Source organism: Aequorivita marina (assembly GCF_031631895.2).
Classification (GTDB): Bacteria; Bacteroidota; Bacteroidia; order Flavobacteriales; family Flavobacteriaceae; genus Aequorivita; species Aequorivita marina.
The window spans coordinates 24536-40517 of the sequence record NZ_JAVMBW020000008.1 but is presented as its reverse complement, the minus strand read 5'-3'; the positions used below and the strand labels follow the sequence as shown (position 1 = coordinate 40517).

General features: G+C 37.4%; 14 protein-coding genes. 6 read left to right on the top strand and 8 right to left on the bottom strand.

The genetic code is table 11. From position 1 onward, the window contains the following. Together QPK98_RS10320 and QPK98_RS10315 are read left to right on the top strand one after the other, a co-directional pair. Complete coding sequence (locus QPK98_RS10320; protein WP_310993229.1) at positions 1–1728, top strand: hypothetical protein; 1728 nt, start codon at positions 1–3, stop codon at positions 1726–1728. A gap of 98 nt (positions 1729–1826) precedes the next feature. Beyond that, on the top strand, positions 1827–2000 hold the full coding sequence (locus QPK98_RS10315; protein ID WP_310993228.1) for a DUF1328 domain-containing protein: 174 nt from the start codon (positions 1827–1829) through the stop codon (positions 1998–2000). A gap of 798 nt (positions 2001–2798) precedes the next feature. Here the strand turns inward: QPK98_RS10315 and rplS are convergent. The 6 genes from rplS to QPK98_RS10285 all read right to left on the bottom strand — a co-directional run bounded on the left by rplS (position 2799) and on the right by QPK98_RS10285 (position 10294). Beyond that, on the bottom strand, positions 2799–3149 hold the full coding sequence (gene rplS, locus QPK98_RS10310; protein ID WP_310993227.1) for a 50S ribosomal protein L19: 351 nt from the start codon (positions 3147–3149) through the stop codon (positions 2799–2801). A 174-nt stretch (positions 3150–3323) separates the two neighbouring features. Continuing rightward, on the bottom strand, positions 3324–3998 hold the full coding sequence (gene trmD / locus QPK98_RS10305; RefSeq protein ID WP_310993225.1) for a tRNA (guanosine(37)-N1)-methyltransferase TrmD: 675 nt from the start codon (positions 3996–3998) through the stop codon (positions 3324–3326). A gap of 218 nt (positions 3999–4216) precedes the next feature. Continuing rightward, a complete protein-coding gene (locus QPK98_RS10300) occupies positions 4217–5788 on the bottom strand; it encodes a cadherin repeat domain-containing protein (protein ID WP_310993224.1) in 1572 nt (523 codons plus the stop codon). 17 nt (positions 5789–5805) lie between these two features. Continuing rightward, positions 5806–7230 (bottom strand): hypothetical protein, encoded by a 1425-nt coding sequence (locus QPK98_RS10295; RefSeq protein ID WP_310993223.1) that lies wholly within the window; start codon positions 7228–7230, stop codon positions 5806–5808. 91 nt (positions 7231–7321) lie between these two features. After that, on the bottom strand, positions 7322–8770 hold the full coding sequence (locus QPK98_RS10290) for a glyceraldehyde-3-phosphate dehydrogenase (RefSeq protein ID WP_310993222.1): 1449 nt from the start codon (positions 8768–8770) through the stop codon (positions 7322–7324). Between the two features lie 135 nt (positions 8771–8905). Further along, entirely contained in the window at positions 8906–10294 is a 1389-nt protein-coding gene (locus QPK98_RS10285) for a trypsin-like peptidase domain-containing protein (RefSeq protein WP_310993221.1), read from the bottom strand. 231 nt (positions 10295–10525) lie between these two features. On the opposite strand from QPK98_RS10285, the gene dapF reads away from it, so the two are divergent. The 4 genes from dapF (at position 10526) to QPK98_RS10265 (ending at position 13874) form a co-directional block, all read left to right on the top strand. Further along, positions 10526–11302 carry a diaminopimelate epimerase gene (gene dapF / locus QPK98_RS10280; RefSeq protein WP_310993220.1) on the top strand — a complete coding sequence of 259 codons (777 nt, stop codon included), beginning with the start codon at positions 10526–10528 and terminating at the stop codon, positions 11300–11302. Beyond that, on the top strand, positions 11299–11820 hold the full coding sequence (locus QPK98_RS10275) for a GNAT family N-acetyltransferase (protein ID WP_310993218.1): 522 nt from the start codon (positions 11299–11301) through the stop codon (positions 11818–11820). Before dapF ends, QPK98_RS10275 begins: the two co-directional genes overlap by 4 nt. Positions 11821–11915: 95 nt before the next feature. Beyond that, on the top strand, positions 11916–12959 hold the full coding sequence (gene mltG / locus QPK98_RS10270; protein WP_310993217.1) for an endolytic transglycosylase MltG: 1044 nt from the start codon (positions 11916–11918) through the stop codon (positions 12957–12959). Positions 12960–13226: 267 nt separating this feature from the next. Further along, positions 13227–13874, top strand: a complete 648-nt coding sequence (locus QPK98_RS10265; RefSeq protein WP_310993216.1) for a peptidoglycan-binding protein LysM — start codon at positions 13227–13229, stop codon at positions 13872–13874. Between the two features lie 3 nt (positions 13875–13877). Here the strand turns inward: QPK98_RS10265 and QPK98_RS10260 are convergent, their stop codons facing one another. Further along, entirely contained in the window at positions 13878–14591 is a 714-nt protein-coding gene (locus QPK98_RS10260; RefSeq protein WP_310993215.1) for an SAM-dependent methyltransferase, read from the bottom strand. Between the two features lie 7 nt (positions 14592–14598). Beyond that, complete coding sequence (locus QPK98_RS10255; protein ID WP_310993214.1) at positions 14599–15969, bottom strand: PQQ-dependent sugar dehydrogenase; 1371 nt, start codon at positions 15967–15969, stop codon at positions 14599–14601. Between the last annotated feature and the right edge of the window lie 13 nt (positions 15970–15982).

Genomic DNA, 15982 nt, shown 5'->3' with positions numbered 1-15982 from the left:
ATGACAGATAGAATACTTTTTATACTCGTTTTATTTTTCGGAGTTGTCGCCAATGCACAAATTCCAACGACAGAAGTTGGTGTTGATGTTAGTGTATTTCCGCAGGAAAAAGTAGCGCTTTCAATTAATGATAATGTTCTGCTCGCTGGGGAACTGCTTCAATATAAAAGTTATGTGTTAGATCATTCAAACAAACCGAGCAATCTTAGCAAGCTGGTTTATGTATCGATGCGAAATGAAGCCGATTCTATTGTCTTTACCCATAAGTTACGGGTTGAAAATGGCAATGCTAACGGCGATTTCTTTATTCCCTCAAGCTTAAATACAGGGGTTTATTCGCTTATAGCCTACACAAATTTTTCGCTTAACAATGCTGAAAATGCCTTTGATGAGAAGAAAATACAGGTAATAAACACTTTTGTTAAAACTGAAGTAGCAAGCCAAGTTACAGATACATTAAAGCTTAATTTGCTTTCAGTTAATCCGAACGAAATTTCAGGGCTTACCGATAATTCTGAAACAATTAGAATAAATACAGATAAGAAGGAATACGGCCTCCGTGAAAAAGTGAATTTGAATATTGAGCCTAGCAACCAGTTGAACGGAAACTTTACACTTTCGGTGCGAAAAATTACTCCCATTAATGTTTCGGGTAAAATCAGTAAGTCTAAGCGAATTGATTCATCAGATAAATTTTATATTCCTGAACTTCGGGGCGAGTTGATTTCGGGCCGCGTACTCTCTAAAACCGATAAAAACCCTGCGGCGAATAAAACTGTGTCTCTGACGATTCCCGGTGAGGACTATGTGTTTAAACTGGCAAAGACCAATGCCCAAGGAAGGTTTTTCTTTTCAATTACGGAGGGTTACCATGCCGATGAGAGTATTATCCAATTATATGAAACTCAGGGCAGCGATACTGATTATGCGATATATTTAGATAAAAAGCGTCTTAATCTGGAAAAGAACGACAGGACTTTCTTAAGGCTGGATCCAAGTTTAAAAAATTGGTTGGAAACACGAAGTGTTCAAATGCAAATAGAAAACGCCTATTTTGATGTTAAAAAAGATAGTGTTTTGGACCTTGATAATACGCCGCCATTTTATGATCATTTGGGTACCTTGTTTTTACTGGATGATTACACCCGTTTTCCAAGTATTAGAGAAACATTTATTGAGGTAGTTAGCCTGGCTGCAATCCGGGGTTCTGAAGATAACTATAGGTTTTCGGTAAATAATGCTTACGATCCAAACCGGCTTGCGAAATTTAATGACTTACCGCCCTTGGTGCTAATGGACGGGATGCTGGTCCAAGACAATAATGAGGTTGTAAATTTTAATTCCAGAGCGGTACATAGCATTCGTGTAATCACGCAGCCTTATCGCTACGGACCAAAAATATACAGTGGTGTTATTGCCATTGAAACCAAGTCTGGAGATTTTGTACCGAATTTATCAAAAAAATATGTCGAAACAATTAAGTTGCCGCCAGCAGTAGGGGAGAAGTATAGTTACAGTCCACAGTATAAGACAGGAAATACACTTTCACGCATTCCAGATTATCGGGCACAACTGTTATGGGAACCTAAGCTTAATCTTTCTAATGGGATGTATTCAACTTCTTTTTACACCTCAGATGTACCTGGAACATATAGAATACACCTACAAGGCTATACTGAAGAAGGGAAGTATATCTCGCTTAAAAAATATATTTATATAGTTGAGTAGCTAAAAAAACATTAAAAAACTTTAAATAAAGTTAAAGTTTTGGTAATTTAAGCTTATATTTAACATTTTTAATTAAGCAACCCTAACCTAAACTCCCTATGCTTCACTGGAAGGCAACTTATATTATTATGGCCATTGTATTTGGCGTCATTGGTTTTATAGGGATTGGTGATGGCGGACTGGAGCCAGCGAAATACATTTGCGGCATGTTTATATTGCTGCTCCTTGCATTTTGGGCTACAGACTACTTGGTTGGAAGAAAGCGGTTATAGGCTTTGTTTGTTAAGTTTTTCGTAATAATGCCGCTAATCGCTTTAAATATATTGTATTTATGTGATTATCATATCGGGGTGCTTAAATTTTAAAAACAGCTGAGAATATACCCACACAACTTCGAAACGAATAATGCCAGCAGAAGAAATATGATTCGCAAAGGGAACATAGGTTTTTACAACCTTGTTCCCTTTGTTGTTTTAGAAGGTTGGTTCGCTTAAACAAAATGACTCTGTAGTGAGGTGAAGGGCTTAAAAACAAGAAAAGCCATATCACAGTACGAATACGTTGATATGGCTCCTTGTATGTAAATCGTTACCATTGGCCTACCTAAGCGGGCTAAATACAAGTTTATTATAGACTTGTAAATGTGATTTACTTACATGAGTTCAAAATTTTCCTAGTTTCAGATTGCAATAAAGCATTCCGTCTTGCAAAAAATTGACTCAAATACTTTTTTCAATTTCAATACTAATAATCTAAAGACCTTGAGTATTTCAAACAATTAAAAAAAGTGTTTAAAGTAGGTTTTTACTTTTGGCTAAATCTAGAGAATAACGTTTTTACGTGTTACTCTCGTAAACAACTTAGCAAAAATGATGTAAAAGAACTTACTTTAACTTATCATTATGGGTTTTACTCCATCTTGGTACTGCTAATATAACACTGATTTTCGAATTTCCAAGCAAGTGTAACCTATTAGTAATCCACAAGTTACCAACATTGGTTATTAACAATTGTTTATAAAAAAAGCCCTGTGTTTACAGGGCTTTTTAGCGTTTTCAACAAAGAATAACTTATGAACGTTTTTCTTTGATACGGGCTTTTTTACCGGTAAGTCCTCTAAAGTAGTATATACGAGCTCTACGCACGCTACCTTTTTTATTGATCTCAATTTTTTGTAGTGCTGGCATGTTTAATGGGAAAATACGCTCCACACCAACTGTACCACTCATTTTACGGATTGTAAATGTCTTGGTAGTACCAGTACCTTTAACTTGAATTACAACACCTCTAAAAAACTGTGTTCTTGTTTTTTCACCTTCACGAATTTCATAATACACAGTGATCGTATCACCAGCACCGAAATCTGGGAATTCATTTTTAGTAACAAATTCGTCTTCTACAAATTTAATTAACTCTTCCATTTTGTTAATTTGATAAAGTTTTAATTAAAACAACATTCGCGGTTTTCGCCAGAGGTTGGATTAAGTGGGTGCAAAAATAACTAATTTGTGTAATGTAGCAAGGAAAAGCCTTAGTTTTTATTTTGAACTAGGTTTTTAAGGACACAATAAGCTAAAAGATTGTAGTACAAGTTGCTACTCCAATAAATCTGGTCGTCTTTCTTGGGTGCGTTTATAGGCTTGGTCTTCGCGCCATTCTTCAATTTTTGGAGTGTTGCCGCTGGTTAATATCTCTGGAACCGTCCAACCTTTATATTCTGCTGGTCGTGTATAGATAGGCGGAGCCAACAGATTATCTTGAAACGAATCGGTAAGCGCGCTTGTTTCATTCCCCAAGACCCCTGGGATTAACCGAATGACTGCATCGCAAACCAATGCGGCTCCTAATTCGCCTCCGCTCAGTACAAAGTCGCCAACTGATATCTCCATGGTTATAAAATGGTCGCGAACCCGCTGATCTACGCCTTTGTAATGACCGCAGAGAATAATAATATTTTCTTTAAGCGAAAGCGTGTTTGCCGCTTGTTGGTTAAACGTTTTGCCATCTGGCGTCATATAGATTATTTCGTCATAATCGCGCTGTGCTTTTAAATCTGAAATACATTTATCAATAGGCTCAATCATCATTACCATGCCGGCACCACCGCCAAACTGGTAATCGTCTATTTGCTTATAGTTGTTGCTGGACCAATCGCGAAGGTTGTGCGTATGTACTTCTACGAGGCCTTTTTCAATGGCGCGCTTTAAGATTGATGCTTCAAACGGACTCTGAAGCAATTCGGGAACGGCGGTTATTATATCAATTCGCATTATATCACTTCTTTTTTCTAGGTGTCTTCGGAGTATTCCAATATCATTTCAATTCGCAATTATATAAATCGTCCTGTAAAATGTTTTTTTTTAATTAAGGCTAAGTTGCAAAAGTAATTGAAATCGGTTTAAGTATCAGTATAAAAAAACTGCGTCCTGTGTGATTTTGCAGATAAAATTACCGCAAAGTAAGTAGCGTAATGATTGTAAGAAATAGATTACAAGCTACAATTGCCGTTTATGATGTCTTGTATTGAAGGGTTGTAGGCATTGTTTCTCACCCGGTAATCCCCATCCAAACCATTTTCTAAAAGTGTTGGTTGCAAACTACAGAAATCTGTCAGGGAGGAATTATTTTGAATTATTAAATCTCTCCCAATGAAAAGAAGACTTTGCAAGCCGTCCAAACTTGAAATCGCATTATTACCCGCTATCTTAAGGTTTTCAATCACATATTTTAGACTATTTAAGCCCTCTATGTTGACCAGATTAGGATTTGCTGCCATTTTTAACTCGACAACTGATTCAAGGTTGCTTAACTGGTCTAAATTTTGAATACTTTCGTTATTAGAAATTGTCACTGAATGTGCACTTTTTAAGTTATTTAGGCCTTCTAGGCTATTTAAGTTTGGGTTTTCTGTAATATCTATAACTCCTGCATTTTCAATACTGTTTAATCCCGAAATACTTTGCAAGGAATTGTTATTAATAATGTAGATGGTTATTGGGAACAAAATTAAGTTATCGAAGCTATTAATACTTATTAATGATTCGTTTTCGAATATGCTTATACGATTTTTAATATGAGTGAGATTAGCAAGCGCATCCAGATTATCTAAAGATGAATTATTTCCAATACTAATATCTAAAACCTCTTTAATATTTTGAAGTCCAGTTAGGCTTGTTAATTGATTGTTATTTAATATAGAAACATTATATGCCTTAGTCATACTCGACAGAGCTTGGATACTTTGTAGTGAAGGATTGTCAGTAATATTCAAATTAATTGATTCTCCGAAGTTTTCCAGACCATCTAAATTTTGTAAATTAATGTTCTCAAGAATAGATAGTGAAAAATTTATGCTTCCTTGAGCATTACCGAGACTTTGAATAGAGGTAAGCCCTTCGTTTTCAGCGATAACAACCTGACCATTAATTTGAGATACATTATCTAGACCCTGAAGATTTTGCAAATCTGGATTAAGTCCTACAATTAAATTTTTTCCAATAAAGGTTAGTGATGACAGCGGTGAAAGATCGTGAATATCTGATGTTTCATTTTCCAGGTACCTTCCAATATTTAAAGTCTCGCTTATATGGGTATAATTGTTAGCGCCAAAAGCATCAACCTCTGCTTGACTTTTTAGATTGATGAGTCCGTCATAAATCTTTTTCTCGGTTTTTTCATTCAGAGAGATTGTAATTGTTGCACTTTCACTTACGTCCTCATTAGTGACCATTACCGTACCTGTTACAATAGGATTGGTTTGATAGTTGAATAGATTTGAGTTTGCAACTTTAATTTCCCCAGAACTTGAGTCTATAGACAAAGCTCCTACTGGGTCTTGTTCAGAAATGAAATACTCTAATTGTCCTTGATTAGTACTTGCTAATAGGGTTCCAATTTCATAGCCCGCGGGTGGATTCTCGTCTATAGTCTTAGAAAAATCATAAGTGGTAATTGTTGTTTTTATGTAAATTGGTGTTTCATCATCCTTTGTACAGGAATGAAAGCTAATGACAGACAAAAGAAAAATAACCCATAGTAATTTAATGATTGGCTGTTTCATATTCTAGTTTTTTGGTGTTATATATTACAGTTCCCGTCAATAATATCTTGTATCGTTGGGTTGTATAGGTTTCTCAAAACTAAATAAGTTCCAAAACTCCCTTCGGTAATAAGATCATTTAACGCGCAAAAATCTTTCAAAAGAATATTTCTTTCGATTGACAATGGTCCTTCAATAATGCTAATTCTGTCCAGATTGTTAAGGTTTTTCAGTAGATAGTTTTTTTCAATATAGAACCCTCCTTCGCCAATAGCCGTTATGTTATTAAGACCAGATAAACTAATCAGTGACCTGTTGTTAATTATATCTATTCTTGAAGGGCTGGTGGCTCTGGAGAGGCCGTTTAAGTTTATTAAGGAGAAGTTGTTAGTAATTTCAATTTGCTCTGTAAATTTAATATTTTGTAAACCGTTTATGTTTTCTAATCTTGTATTTTGATATATTATCACTTCGGGAATAGTAGCAGTCACACTTGTAAGACCATCTAAATTGGTCAAGGCTTCATTAAAAGAGATGGTAATCTTGCTTCCAATATCATTAAGATTTAAAAGAGAGTCTAAATTGACTAAATATAAATTACCCATGATAAGGAACCTTCCTTCTATTGTTTTTAAATTTTTAAAGGCATTTAAATTAGTAAGACTGGTATCATATAATTGAAAGTCGCCTTTAATTTTAGTTACTTGACTCAACCCACTGATATCCATCAAATTCATGCTTCCTCCAATAGAAATACCAGCTTGTAAAATGGTGAGCTTTCTCAAATCGGGAATTGCTTCTAACATAGGATTATCGTTAATCATAATGTTTCCGCCAATATAGGATATATTTTTTAGCCCTTTTGTAGTAGTGAGACTTGAACAATCGGAGATTTGTAAAGTCTGACCAATTCTCTCAATATTCAATAGCGGGGATAAATCTACAATATCATCATATAAGTATGATCCAATTAATAGCCCTCCAGTTATGTGGGTAAACCCCATTTCACCAAAGTCATTGACCTCAATTTGGGTTGTCAAAATCACGTCTCCCTCGTAAACTCTGTCTTCTTCTAGATCATTCAAATTTATAGTTACAGCGGCAATTTCAAATAAGTTCCCATTAGCCACTTTAATCATACCAGTTATTGTGGGATTTATCTCAAAATTAAAAACGGATGCATCAGCAACTTTCAATTCTCCATTTACAGCATCAATAGAAAATGAATTTTGAGGTGATTGCTCTATAATTGAAAATGAAACAGTGCCTTTGTTGGTAGTTCCTGAAAGAGTTCCAATCACTTGACCATTAGTTGGATTTTCATCCATGGTGATTGATAAATCTTGAGTAGTTACATTCTTTTCAGTTTGCTCTGGTTCATCGCTGTCTTTGGAACAAGAAAAGAAGACCATAATGGACAAGATAAGTAAAAAGGAAAAGCTGTTATTAAGTAAGACACGCATTATTAAAGAAATGTTAAAATAATAGACTTTCAAATATAAACAAAAAATCCCATCACTTTCGTGATAGGATTTTTTATCAATAATCTTCTTCCTAATAATAAGTAAACCTTCTTACCTGGGCAATGTATTTTGCCAAGCGGATTACTTGGTGGCTATAGCCGTATTCGTTGTCATACCATATATATAGTACCACATTTTTACCGTCTTCGGTGGCAATGGTTGCCTTGCTGTCAAAAATAGCTGGAGCTGAAGCACCAACAATATCACTTGAAACAAGTTCATTGCTCATAGAGTATTTTATTTGCTCTACCAAACCGCCTTCTAAAGCATACTTTTTCATAGTAGCGTTGATCTCCTCAACTGAAGTAGGCTTCGCAACCTCAAGGTTTAAAACTACCAAAGAGCCATTAGGAACAGGAACACGGATTGCATTACTGGTAAGTTTGCCATCTAAAACAGGTAAAGCTTTTGCAACTGCTTTTCCAGCTCCGGTTTCGGTAATTACCATGTTTAGCGCTGCTGCACGGCCACGGCGATATTTTTTATGCATATTATCAACCAAATTCTGGTCGTTGGTGTATGCGTGAATGGTTTCCAAATGTCCGCGAACTACGCCAAAAGAATCTTCTACCGCCTTTAAGATAGGAGTAATGGCATTTGTGGTACAAGAAGCAGCCGAAAAAATATCAACCTTATCTGGATCGTGTTCGTTTTGGTTTACACCGTGAACAATATTTGGAACGCCTTTTCCGGGAGCGGTAAGCAACACCTTTGCGGCACCTTTTGCTTTTAGATGGCGGCCCAAAGCTTCCTTATCGCGGAAAGCACCTGTGTTATCAATAATCAAGGCATTTTCAATCCCGTATTGGGAGTAATCTATATCTTCCGGATTGTTTGCTGAAATTACATGAACAGAAGTTCCGTTTATAATTAAAGCGCTATTTTCAAGGTCTGTAGATACCGTTCCTAAAAAATCGCCATGCACAGAATCATTAACAAGCAAAGAAGCTCTTTTGTCTAAAACCGTTTGGTCTATATTACCGCGAACCACAATAGCACGAAGGCGAAGTTGGTTGCCTTGGCCTGTTTTTGTCATTAGTTCACGCGCCAATAAACGACCAATTCGACCAAAACCATAAAGAACTACATCTTTTGGAACAACAGTTTTTGCCGCTTTGGCATCTTTTAATTTAGCCGAAACAAAAGCAAGTGCATTTGAATGTTTGTCATCTTCTAAATGGAATTCGTAGGTGAGTTTACCAATATCCAACTTTGCTGGTGGAAGATCTAAAGTTTTGATGGCCTGGGCAATTTCAACAGAGTCGAAGATTGAAATGGGCTTTTGTACGAATTCGCCGGCGTATTCGTGAAGGTTTAATATCTCACTTACATTGCGATCGATAAGTTGGTTGCGGAAAAGTACCAATTCAATGGACTTATCATACCAAAGGTCACTAATGATTTTAATAAATTCTACTGAGGCTTTCCTGCGGTCAGTTTGAAAAGACAGTTCTTTTTCATAAACGTCATCAAAACTCATAAGGATGGATTTTTAAGGGTTTAAATTTTGTGCAAAATTACTTATTTTCATCGGCTTGGGGAAATTATTAATGAAATTAAAAACACCGCTGAAAGTTTAGACTCCCAGCGGTGCTACATTAATTTTGTTCAGTTTTTATCTAAAAATAAAGGAGTTAATGTTTCCTGCCCCATCCATAAAGGTCATTTTTATTGGGGTTCGCGTATCGTGCTGTGTCATTATTCGTCGTACATCACTTATATCATTTACCGGTTCATCGTTTAAATGGGTGATAATAATGCCTTCCAATTTATACCGAGCAACTTCTGGTGTTAGTGCTCGGGTAACAACCACACCATTTTTTAAACCCCGTTCCTTTAGCTCTGCTGAAGTTGTGTTTTTAACCTCTAAGCCTAGGTTGTCTATTGAAAAGGTCTCGAGTTTTTCTAGGGTAACGGGAATAGATTTTTCTTCGCCATTTCGCAATACCGTTACCTGGACCACATCGTTTGGTCTTTTAGAACCGAGATATCCAGAAAGATCTGCGAATTTTCGCACGCGGATTCCGTCTAGCTTTTTAATAATGTCTCCTTTCTTAATTCCTGCCTTATCCGCACCGCTTCCTCTCTCTAAACCGCCAACAAAAACACCTTGGGTTTCATCAATGCCGTATTGCTCGGCAAGTTGAGGGCTGATATTCCCAACTTGAATCCCTAAAATACCACGTTGCACATTGCCATACTCTAAAATATCCTCAATTACCTTTCGCGCATTGTTTGAAGGTACCGCAAAAGAATACCCGATAAAACTACCGGTTTCCGACGTAATTGCAGTGTTTATTCCAATAAGTTCTCCACGCGTATTTACCAAGGCGCCTCCACTGTTACCCCGGTTTACGGCTGCATCTGTTTGTATAAAAGACTGCGGATTTCCATCAAATTGGTTTAAATCTCTCGCTTTTGCACTAATAATCCCGGCAGTAACCGTTGAGGTAAGGTTAAAAGGATTTCCTACGGCAAGTACCCATTCTCCAATTTTCACATTGTTTGAGTCGCCAAAAGGAATGTAAGGGAAGTCGTCGTCGCCGTCAATTTTTATCAATGCAATATCTGTTGTAGGGTCCGTACCGATTAATTCGGCAGTATAGGTTTTATTGTCGTTAAGGGTTACCTCTAGATTAGAGGCGTTTGCAATAACGTGATTATTGGTAACAATGTAGCCGTCTGGAGAGACAATTACCCCGCTTCCGCTACCAACGCGAGCTTTTGGTTGTCCGCCGCCCTGAAAATACTCAAATATATTAGTGGGTTGTCGGCTTACGGTTATGTTTTTTACGTGTACTACGGCGTGCACAGTTTTTTCGGCTGCTTCGGTAAAATCGGTGCTCATCTCAGCTGCATTGGCTGAAAAACTCGCGGGAACAAACTTTGAGGTTTGCTCCGGTTCAAAAGTAACAAGCTCTTTCTCTTCAAAGTATTTATAGCCGCCTAGCGTAATTGCTCCAGCAAACAGGGCTACCATAAATAAACGGAATGTCTGTTTCATTTTAAGTTGAATTTTATTAATATTATTTCGAGTTATTTAAAATTTTAGCTGAAAAAAGGATATTTGTTCTGAAAAAATAAATCTTTCGTTTGAATATCAATTTTTAAAACAGCTATACAAATTTAACTATCATAAGCCGAAAAAAGTATGCCATAAACTTGCATTTAACTTGTATTTAACGTGGCTATATTCATACATCTAGTGGAGCCTTTTTTATATCTTTGCGCGATTATGGAATTTAAGTTTTACAAATATCAAGGTACCGGTAATGATTTTGTTATCATTGACAACCGAGACCAGTTTTTTCCAAAACAGAATACCGAATTGGTCGCCAAAATGTGCGACCGTCGTTTTGGCATTGGGGCAGATGGCTTGATTTTACTGGAGAATCATAAATCGGCAGACTTTACAATGGTCTACTACAATGCCGATGGAAATATAAGTACCATGTGTGGCAATGGCGGAAGGTGTATTTCGCATTTTGCTGAGTTCCTTGGTGTAATTTCTGAAACCGCTACCTTTGAAGCCGTTGATGGCATGCATAAAGCCAAGGTTAAAGCAGATTGGGTTTCCTTAAAGATGAATGAGGTTAAAAACGTCGATATTTTTGAAAACCATGTTTTTTTAAACACCGGATCGCCGCATCACGTTGAAATGGTTTCTGGATTGAAGGAGTTTGATGTTTTTCAAAACGGCAAGGATATTCGAAACAATAGCTACGGAAAAGAAGGCGCCAATATTAATTTTGTGGAACAGCTTGAAGATGCTGTTTTTAGGGTGCGAACCTATGAACGAGGCGTGGAAGATGAAACCCTTTCCTGTGGCACGGGCGTTACTGCCGTTGCAATCGCCATGTTTGAAATGGGTAAAACCACAGCAAATTTAATTGACTTAAAAACCCCGGGCGGCAACTTAAAAGTGCGTTTTAATAAAGAAGAAGCTGGTTATAATACCGTATATTTGGAAGGTCCAGCAGTACAGGTTTTTAACGGAAAATGGAAATTATGACACTTAAAGGAGACAAAATATTTTTGCGTGCTTTAGAAGCGGAAGACCTCGATTTTCTTTACAATGTGGAAAACGATGAAACCCTGTGGGAGGTTAGCAATACTACGCATCCGTATTCAAGGTTTATTTTAAAGCAATATTTAGAGAATAGCTATCGCGATATTTACGAAGTTAAACAACTGCGTTTGGTAATTTGTAAAGCGGAAAATGAAACCCAAGTGGGATTTATTGATTTATTCGACTTTGAACCCAAACATCATAGAGTAGGGGTAGGAATCGTAATTTTTTCTGAAACCGACAAACGCAAAGGCTTTGCCACCGAGGCTTTGGCTCTTGTTTGTAAGTATGCGTTTAAAAACTTGAACGTACATCAAATATTTGCTTCCATTACGGAAGGAAATCAGGGTAGCATTTCGCTATTTGAAAATGCGGGCTTCGAAAAAAGCGGCGTTAAAAAGGACTGGGTCTTCACCAATGGAGCCTATAAAAGCGAATACTTATATCAGCTCATTCGATAATTCAGGATGCGAAACAAATTTCTTCAAGACTCTTAATTTATACCATTCTTAATTCATAATTCACCATTCTGCACTTTTAATTCATACTTAAAACCATGTATATAAAAAAAATATTGCTAATTATTGTTTTGCTCGGGGCTGTGGCCATGGGTGCATTTGCCTGGTATGTTTACAGCTCGGCCTTTATAGAGAACACTGCCTTTAACAATAAAAAAGCCCATGTTTATATTCCCACTGGTGCCTCAATCAACGAGGTGGGTAAAGAGTTGGAGCCGCTACTAAAAGATACAGAAACCTTCTACAGGGTTGCCAGCCAAAAAAAATATACTGGAAATATTAAGCCCGGTCACTTTATAATTACCAAGGGAATGACCAACAATGATATTATAAATACCTTGCGTAGTAGAAATGTTCCTATAAATATAAAATTCAATAATCAGGAACGTCTAGAAGATCTTGCAGGTCATATTTCTTCGCAAATAGAAGCGGACAGCCTTTCCTTAATAGAAGCAATGCAAGATTCGGAATTCCTCAAAGAAGCTGGGTTTACCGAAAAGACTGCGCTTGCAATGTATATTCCAAACACCTATGAGTTTTATTGGAATAGTTCAGCTGAAACCTTCCGAAGTAGAATGAAAACGGAATACGAACGTTTCTGGAATGAGTCGCGTACCCAAAAAGCTAAAATATTAAACCTAACTAAGGACGAAGTAATGTCTCTTGCGGCTATTGTTCAAAAGGAAACCGCCAAAGTGGAAGAGCGACCAAGAGTTGCTGGAGTTTATCATAACAGGTTAAAAGTTGGGATGTTGCTTCAGGCAGATCCAACGGTTATTTATGCCTTAAAGCACGAAAGTGGCGATTACAACCAAATTATAAAACGCGTACTTTATAAAGATTTAGAGCTAGATTCGCCTTATAACACCTATAAATATGCGGGAGTTCCGCCTGGGCCTATTGCCATGCCCGATATTTCTTCAATAGATGCGGTTTTAAATCCCGAAAAGCACGATTACTACTATTTTGTGGCAGACGTCACCAATTTTGGGTATCACAAATTCTCCAAAACCCTAAGGCAACACAATGCAAATAAAGCCGAATACGTGCGGTGGGTTAATAGTCAAGGATTAAAACGCTAATTATTTTAGTTGTTAATTGACCTCTGAATTGTTAATTACGTTCAGTGTGATGCTATTTATTTAACGAGATTTTTAGTCTTCGATGTTTCAGGAATACACGCTGACAACAACGCTAGAGGGGCATTGTAATTATTGAAAAAATTAGGTTCACAAGCCTTGTTTTTTATTTTAATAAAATTTAACAACCTATGAATCAGATTTTTAAAAAAACCTGTATCTTTGCGCGCTGAAACGAAGGGGTAGTAATATTCCTGAATTTTAAACGTAATGAGAAAAAGTATATATCTAATTGCAGTTTTACTTGTTGTTACTTTACTGGTAGGGACAGGTTTTAATTCAAAAGATAGCGCCGATTATTCTGCGTTTAGCACAGAAGGATTGGAGTTAAACTTTAACGTTCCCACAGAAGCTGAAGTTAATACGTTAATACAGCCTGTGACCCCAAAATACTATTTGTTTTTGGGAAAAACCTATTTAGGGTTTAAAGAAGCACTCGGTTTTAAAGAATCGAGAGGAGATTACCATATCGTAAACGATTATGGCTATATGGGGAAATATCAGTTTTCTAAAGCAACTCTCAGAATGATGGGGTTTAGAAATACCGATAACTTTCTATACGATACCGAACAACAAGAAGTTGCATTTCGCGCTTTTGTTTCTCGAAATAAGTGGGTGCTCCGAAAGGACATTAAACGCTATTCGGGCAAAACTATTGGTGGTGTTCATGTTACTGAATCAGGAATTTTGGCCGCTGCGCATTTAGCAGGAGCTGGCAATGTAAAGAAATTTCTAAGAAGCGCTGGTGCACGCGGGTTCGCAGATGCCAATGGAGCATCAATACGGTATTACCTCAGAAAGTTTTCTGGCTACGATACCTCTCATGTAATTCCGAATAGAAAACCACAGATAATATAAAAATTATCCGTGAATAATAAACAAGGTGGGTCTTTTATGAAGGTCCACCTTTATTTTTTTCCATAAAGCTACAGGCGCAGTTTTAATGTATTCGGAAGGCAATGTTATATCGCATGCCACACAGATTCTGGTATGTGCGCCAAGGGTTTCAGTCAAACTCTTTAGCATTTGATTGTTCCGGTAGGGCGTTTCAATAAATAACTGCGATTGATCGTGCTCCTTAGAAAGTTTTTCCAGACGTTTTAATTCTCGCTTGCGTTCCCCCTTATCTATTGGTAAATAGCCGTTAAATGCGAAATTCTGACCGTTAAAACCGCTGGCCATCATTGCAAGTAAGATAGAAGATGGGCCAACTAAAGGCACTACTTTTATACCTTTTTCATGGGCGTGATGAACGGCATTAGCTCCAGGGTCAGCTATTCCAGGGCATCCGGCATCGCTAATAACCCCTACATCAAAACCTTCAAGACAAGGGGTTAGCATGGCTGGAATTTCTTCGGGCTGCGTAAATTTATTTATTTCACTTATTTTTAAAGAAGACTGCTCCTTCTCTGGAACAATACTCTTTATGAATCTTCGCGCATCTTTCTGATGTTCAACAATATAGTGGTCTATTTTCTCAATAGCGTTTTTTGCCGAAAGCGGAAGAACTTCTAAGGGTTGTGTCTCGCCTAGAGGGCAAGGGATTAGGTATAAACTGCCTTTTTTAACTGTCATTTATTAACTATTGAACTATTAATTTTTTTACTGTGGAAGCTCCTTTTTCTGAGATTATTTTTGCGAAATAAATTCCCGGGCTTAAAGACTCCGTTGAAACCTTATAATTATTTTTAAAAATATTTTCTTCGGAAGAAATGAAACTGCCACTAATGTCAAAAAGTGAAATTGTTTGAAGTTTATCATCTTTTAAACTAAATAGTACATTTCCGCTGGTAGGATTGGGCGTCATATAAAGGCTGTTTTCAATTGAAAAATCTTCGGTACCTATTACGAATGCTAGTATTTTATAAATGGCTCCGTCCAAATCAATTATATATAACTCCTTGTTTGTGTCTTCTCCAAAAGAAACCCAACTTCCAGAGAAGTTATTGTTAAATGTAATAGCGCCATCTTCTTCTATGATTCCTATTTCACCGGAGCAAAAGTCAGCAAAAATGTAGTGTCCTTCTAAGTCAAGTTCCACATCGCCTCTGTAAACATAACCGCCGGTTATAGAGCATTTTCCGTTAGTATGTGAATATTCAGCATAGGGAAACGTCAGTTCAGATTGCGGCGGGCAGTTTTGTGTATTAAAAGGCTGGGAACCTTCATAGCAAGGCCAGCCGTAATTTAAACCTCCTTCGCTTATAGGAGCGCGGTTGATTTCCTCTATTTCAGATTGCCCCACGTCAGCGATCCAAGTATTGTTTTCCTCAAAATCAAATGAAAACCGCCATGGGTTTCTTAGGCCATACGCCCAAATTTCATCGCGAGCGTTAGGGTCGTCAACAAATGGGTTTGTTGCAGGAATGCCATAGTTATTCCCGCCTGTGGGGTTGTCAACATCTATGCGCAGAATCTTTCCCAGAAGTAAGTTGAGGTCTTGAGCGCGATTGCCCGGATTTCCGCCTCCATCGCCCGACGAAATATAAAGAAATCCTTCTGGTCCAAAAGCCAAGTTGCCACCATTGTGGTTTGAAAAAGGCTGCTCGTAACCAAGAATTGGCAGCTCTGAACTTATATGGGCTACATCTGGGGTGTCTGGGTCAACGGAAAATCTGGAAATTTGGGTGTCTCCATTTGGCCTGGTGTAATTCACGAAAAAATATCCGTTGTTTTCATAATCTGGATGGAAAGCTAGCCCGAGAAGTCCGCGTTCGCCACCAGTAGATATTTGATCTGAAACATCGAGAAACGGCACAGGATTCACCGAACCATCGGCTTGTATTATTTTTATTTTTCCGCCTTGCTCCACAATAAATAACCGATCGTCGTTGGCGTGCTGTAAGCTAAGCGGTTGTGAAAATCCATCTTTAAACAATTCTAAGTCAACTTCCTGGGCAGAAGTAATCCAGGGAATAATCAGGAGCAAGATAAGCAGGATTGATTTTCTCATAGCAGTTTCTTTT

Bases quoted from the DNA above. Each gene is read 5' to 3' on its own strand.
- dapF (WP_310993220.1), top strand. From the start codon at position 10,526: ATGGAATTTAAGTTTTACAAATATCAAGGTACCGGTAATGATTTTGTT.
- QPK98_RS10315 (WP_310993228.1), top strand. From the start codon at position 1,827: ATGCTTCACTGGAAGGCAACTTATATTATTATGGCCATTGTATTTGGC.
- QPK98_RS10290 (WP_310993222.1), bottom strand. From the start codon at position 8,770: ATGAGTTTTGATGACGTTTATGAAAAAGAACTGTCTTTTCAAACTGAC.
- QPK98_RS10265 (WP_310993216.1), top strand. From the start codon at position 13,227: ATGAGAAAAAGTATATATCTAATTGCAGTTTTACTTGTTGTTACTTTA.
- QPK98_RS10320 (WP_310993229.1), top strand. From the start codon at position 1: ATGACAGATAGAATACTTTTTATACTCGTTTTATTTTTCGGAGTTGTC.
- trmD (WP_310993225.1), bottom strand. From the start codon at position 3,998: ATGCGAATTGATATAATAACCGCCGTTCCCGAATTGCTTCAGAGTCCG.
- mltG (WP_310993217.1), top strand. From the start codon at position 11,916: ATGTATATAAAAAAAATATTGCTAATTATTGTTTTGCTCGGGGCTGTG.
- QPK98_RS10300 (WP_310993224.1), bottom strand. From the start codon at position 5,788: ATGAAACAGCCAATCATTAAATTACTATGGGTTATTTTTCTTTTGTCT.
- QPK98_RS10255 (WP_310993214.1), bottom strand. From the start codon at position 15,969: ATGAGAAAATCAATCCTGCTTATCTTGCTCCTGATTATTCCCTGGATT.
- QPK98_RS10285 (WP_310993221.1), bottom strand. From the start codon at position 10,294: ATGAAACAGACATTCCGTTTATTTATGGTAGCCCTGTTTGCTGGAGCA.
- rplS (WP_310993227.1), bottom strand. From the start codon at position 3,149: ATGGAAGAGTTAATTAAATTTGTAGAAGACGAATTTGTTACTAAAAAT.
- QPK98_RS10275 (WP_310993218.1), top strand. From the start codon at position 11,299: ATGACACTTAAAGGAGACAAAATATTTTTGCGTGCTTTAGAAGCGGAA.
- QPK98_RS10295 (WP_310993223.1), bottom strand. From the start codon at position 7,230: ATGCGTGTCTTACTTAATAACAGCTTTTCCTTTTTACTTATCTTGTCC.
- QPK98_RS10260 (WP_310993215.1), bottom strand. From the start codon at position 14,591: ATGACAGTTAAAAAAGGCAGTTTATACCTAATCCCTTGCCCTCTAGGC.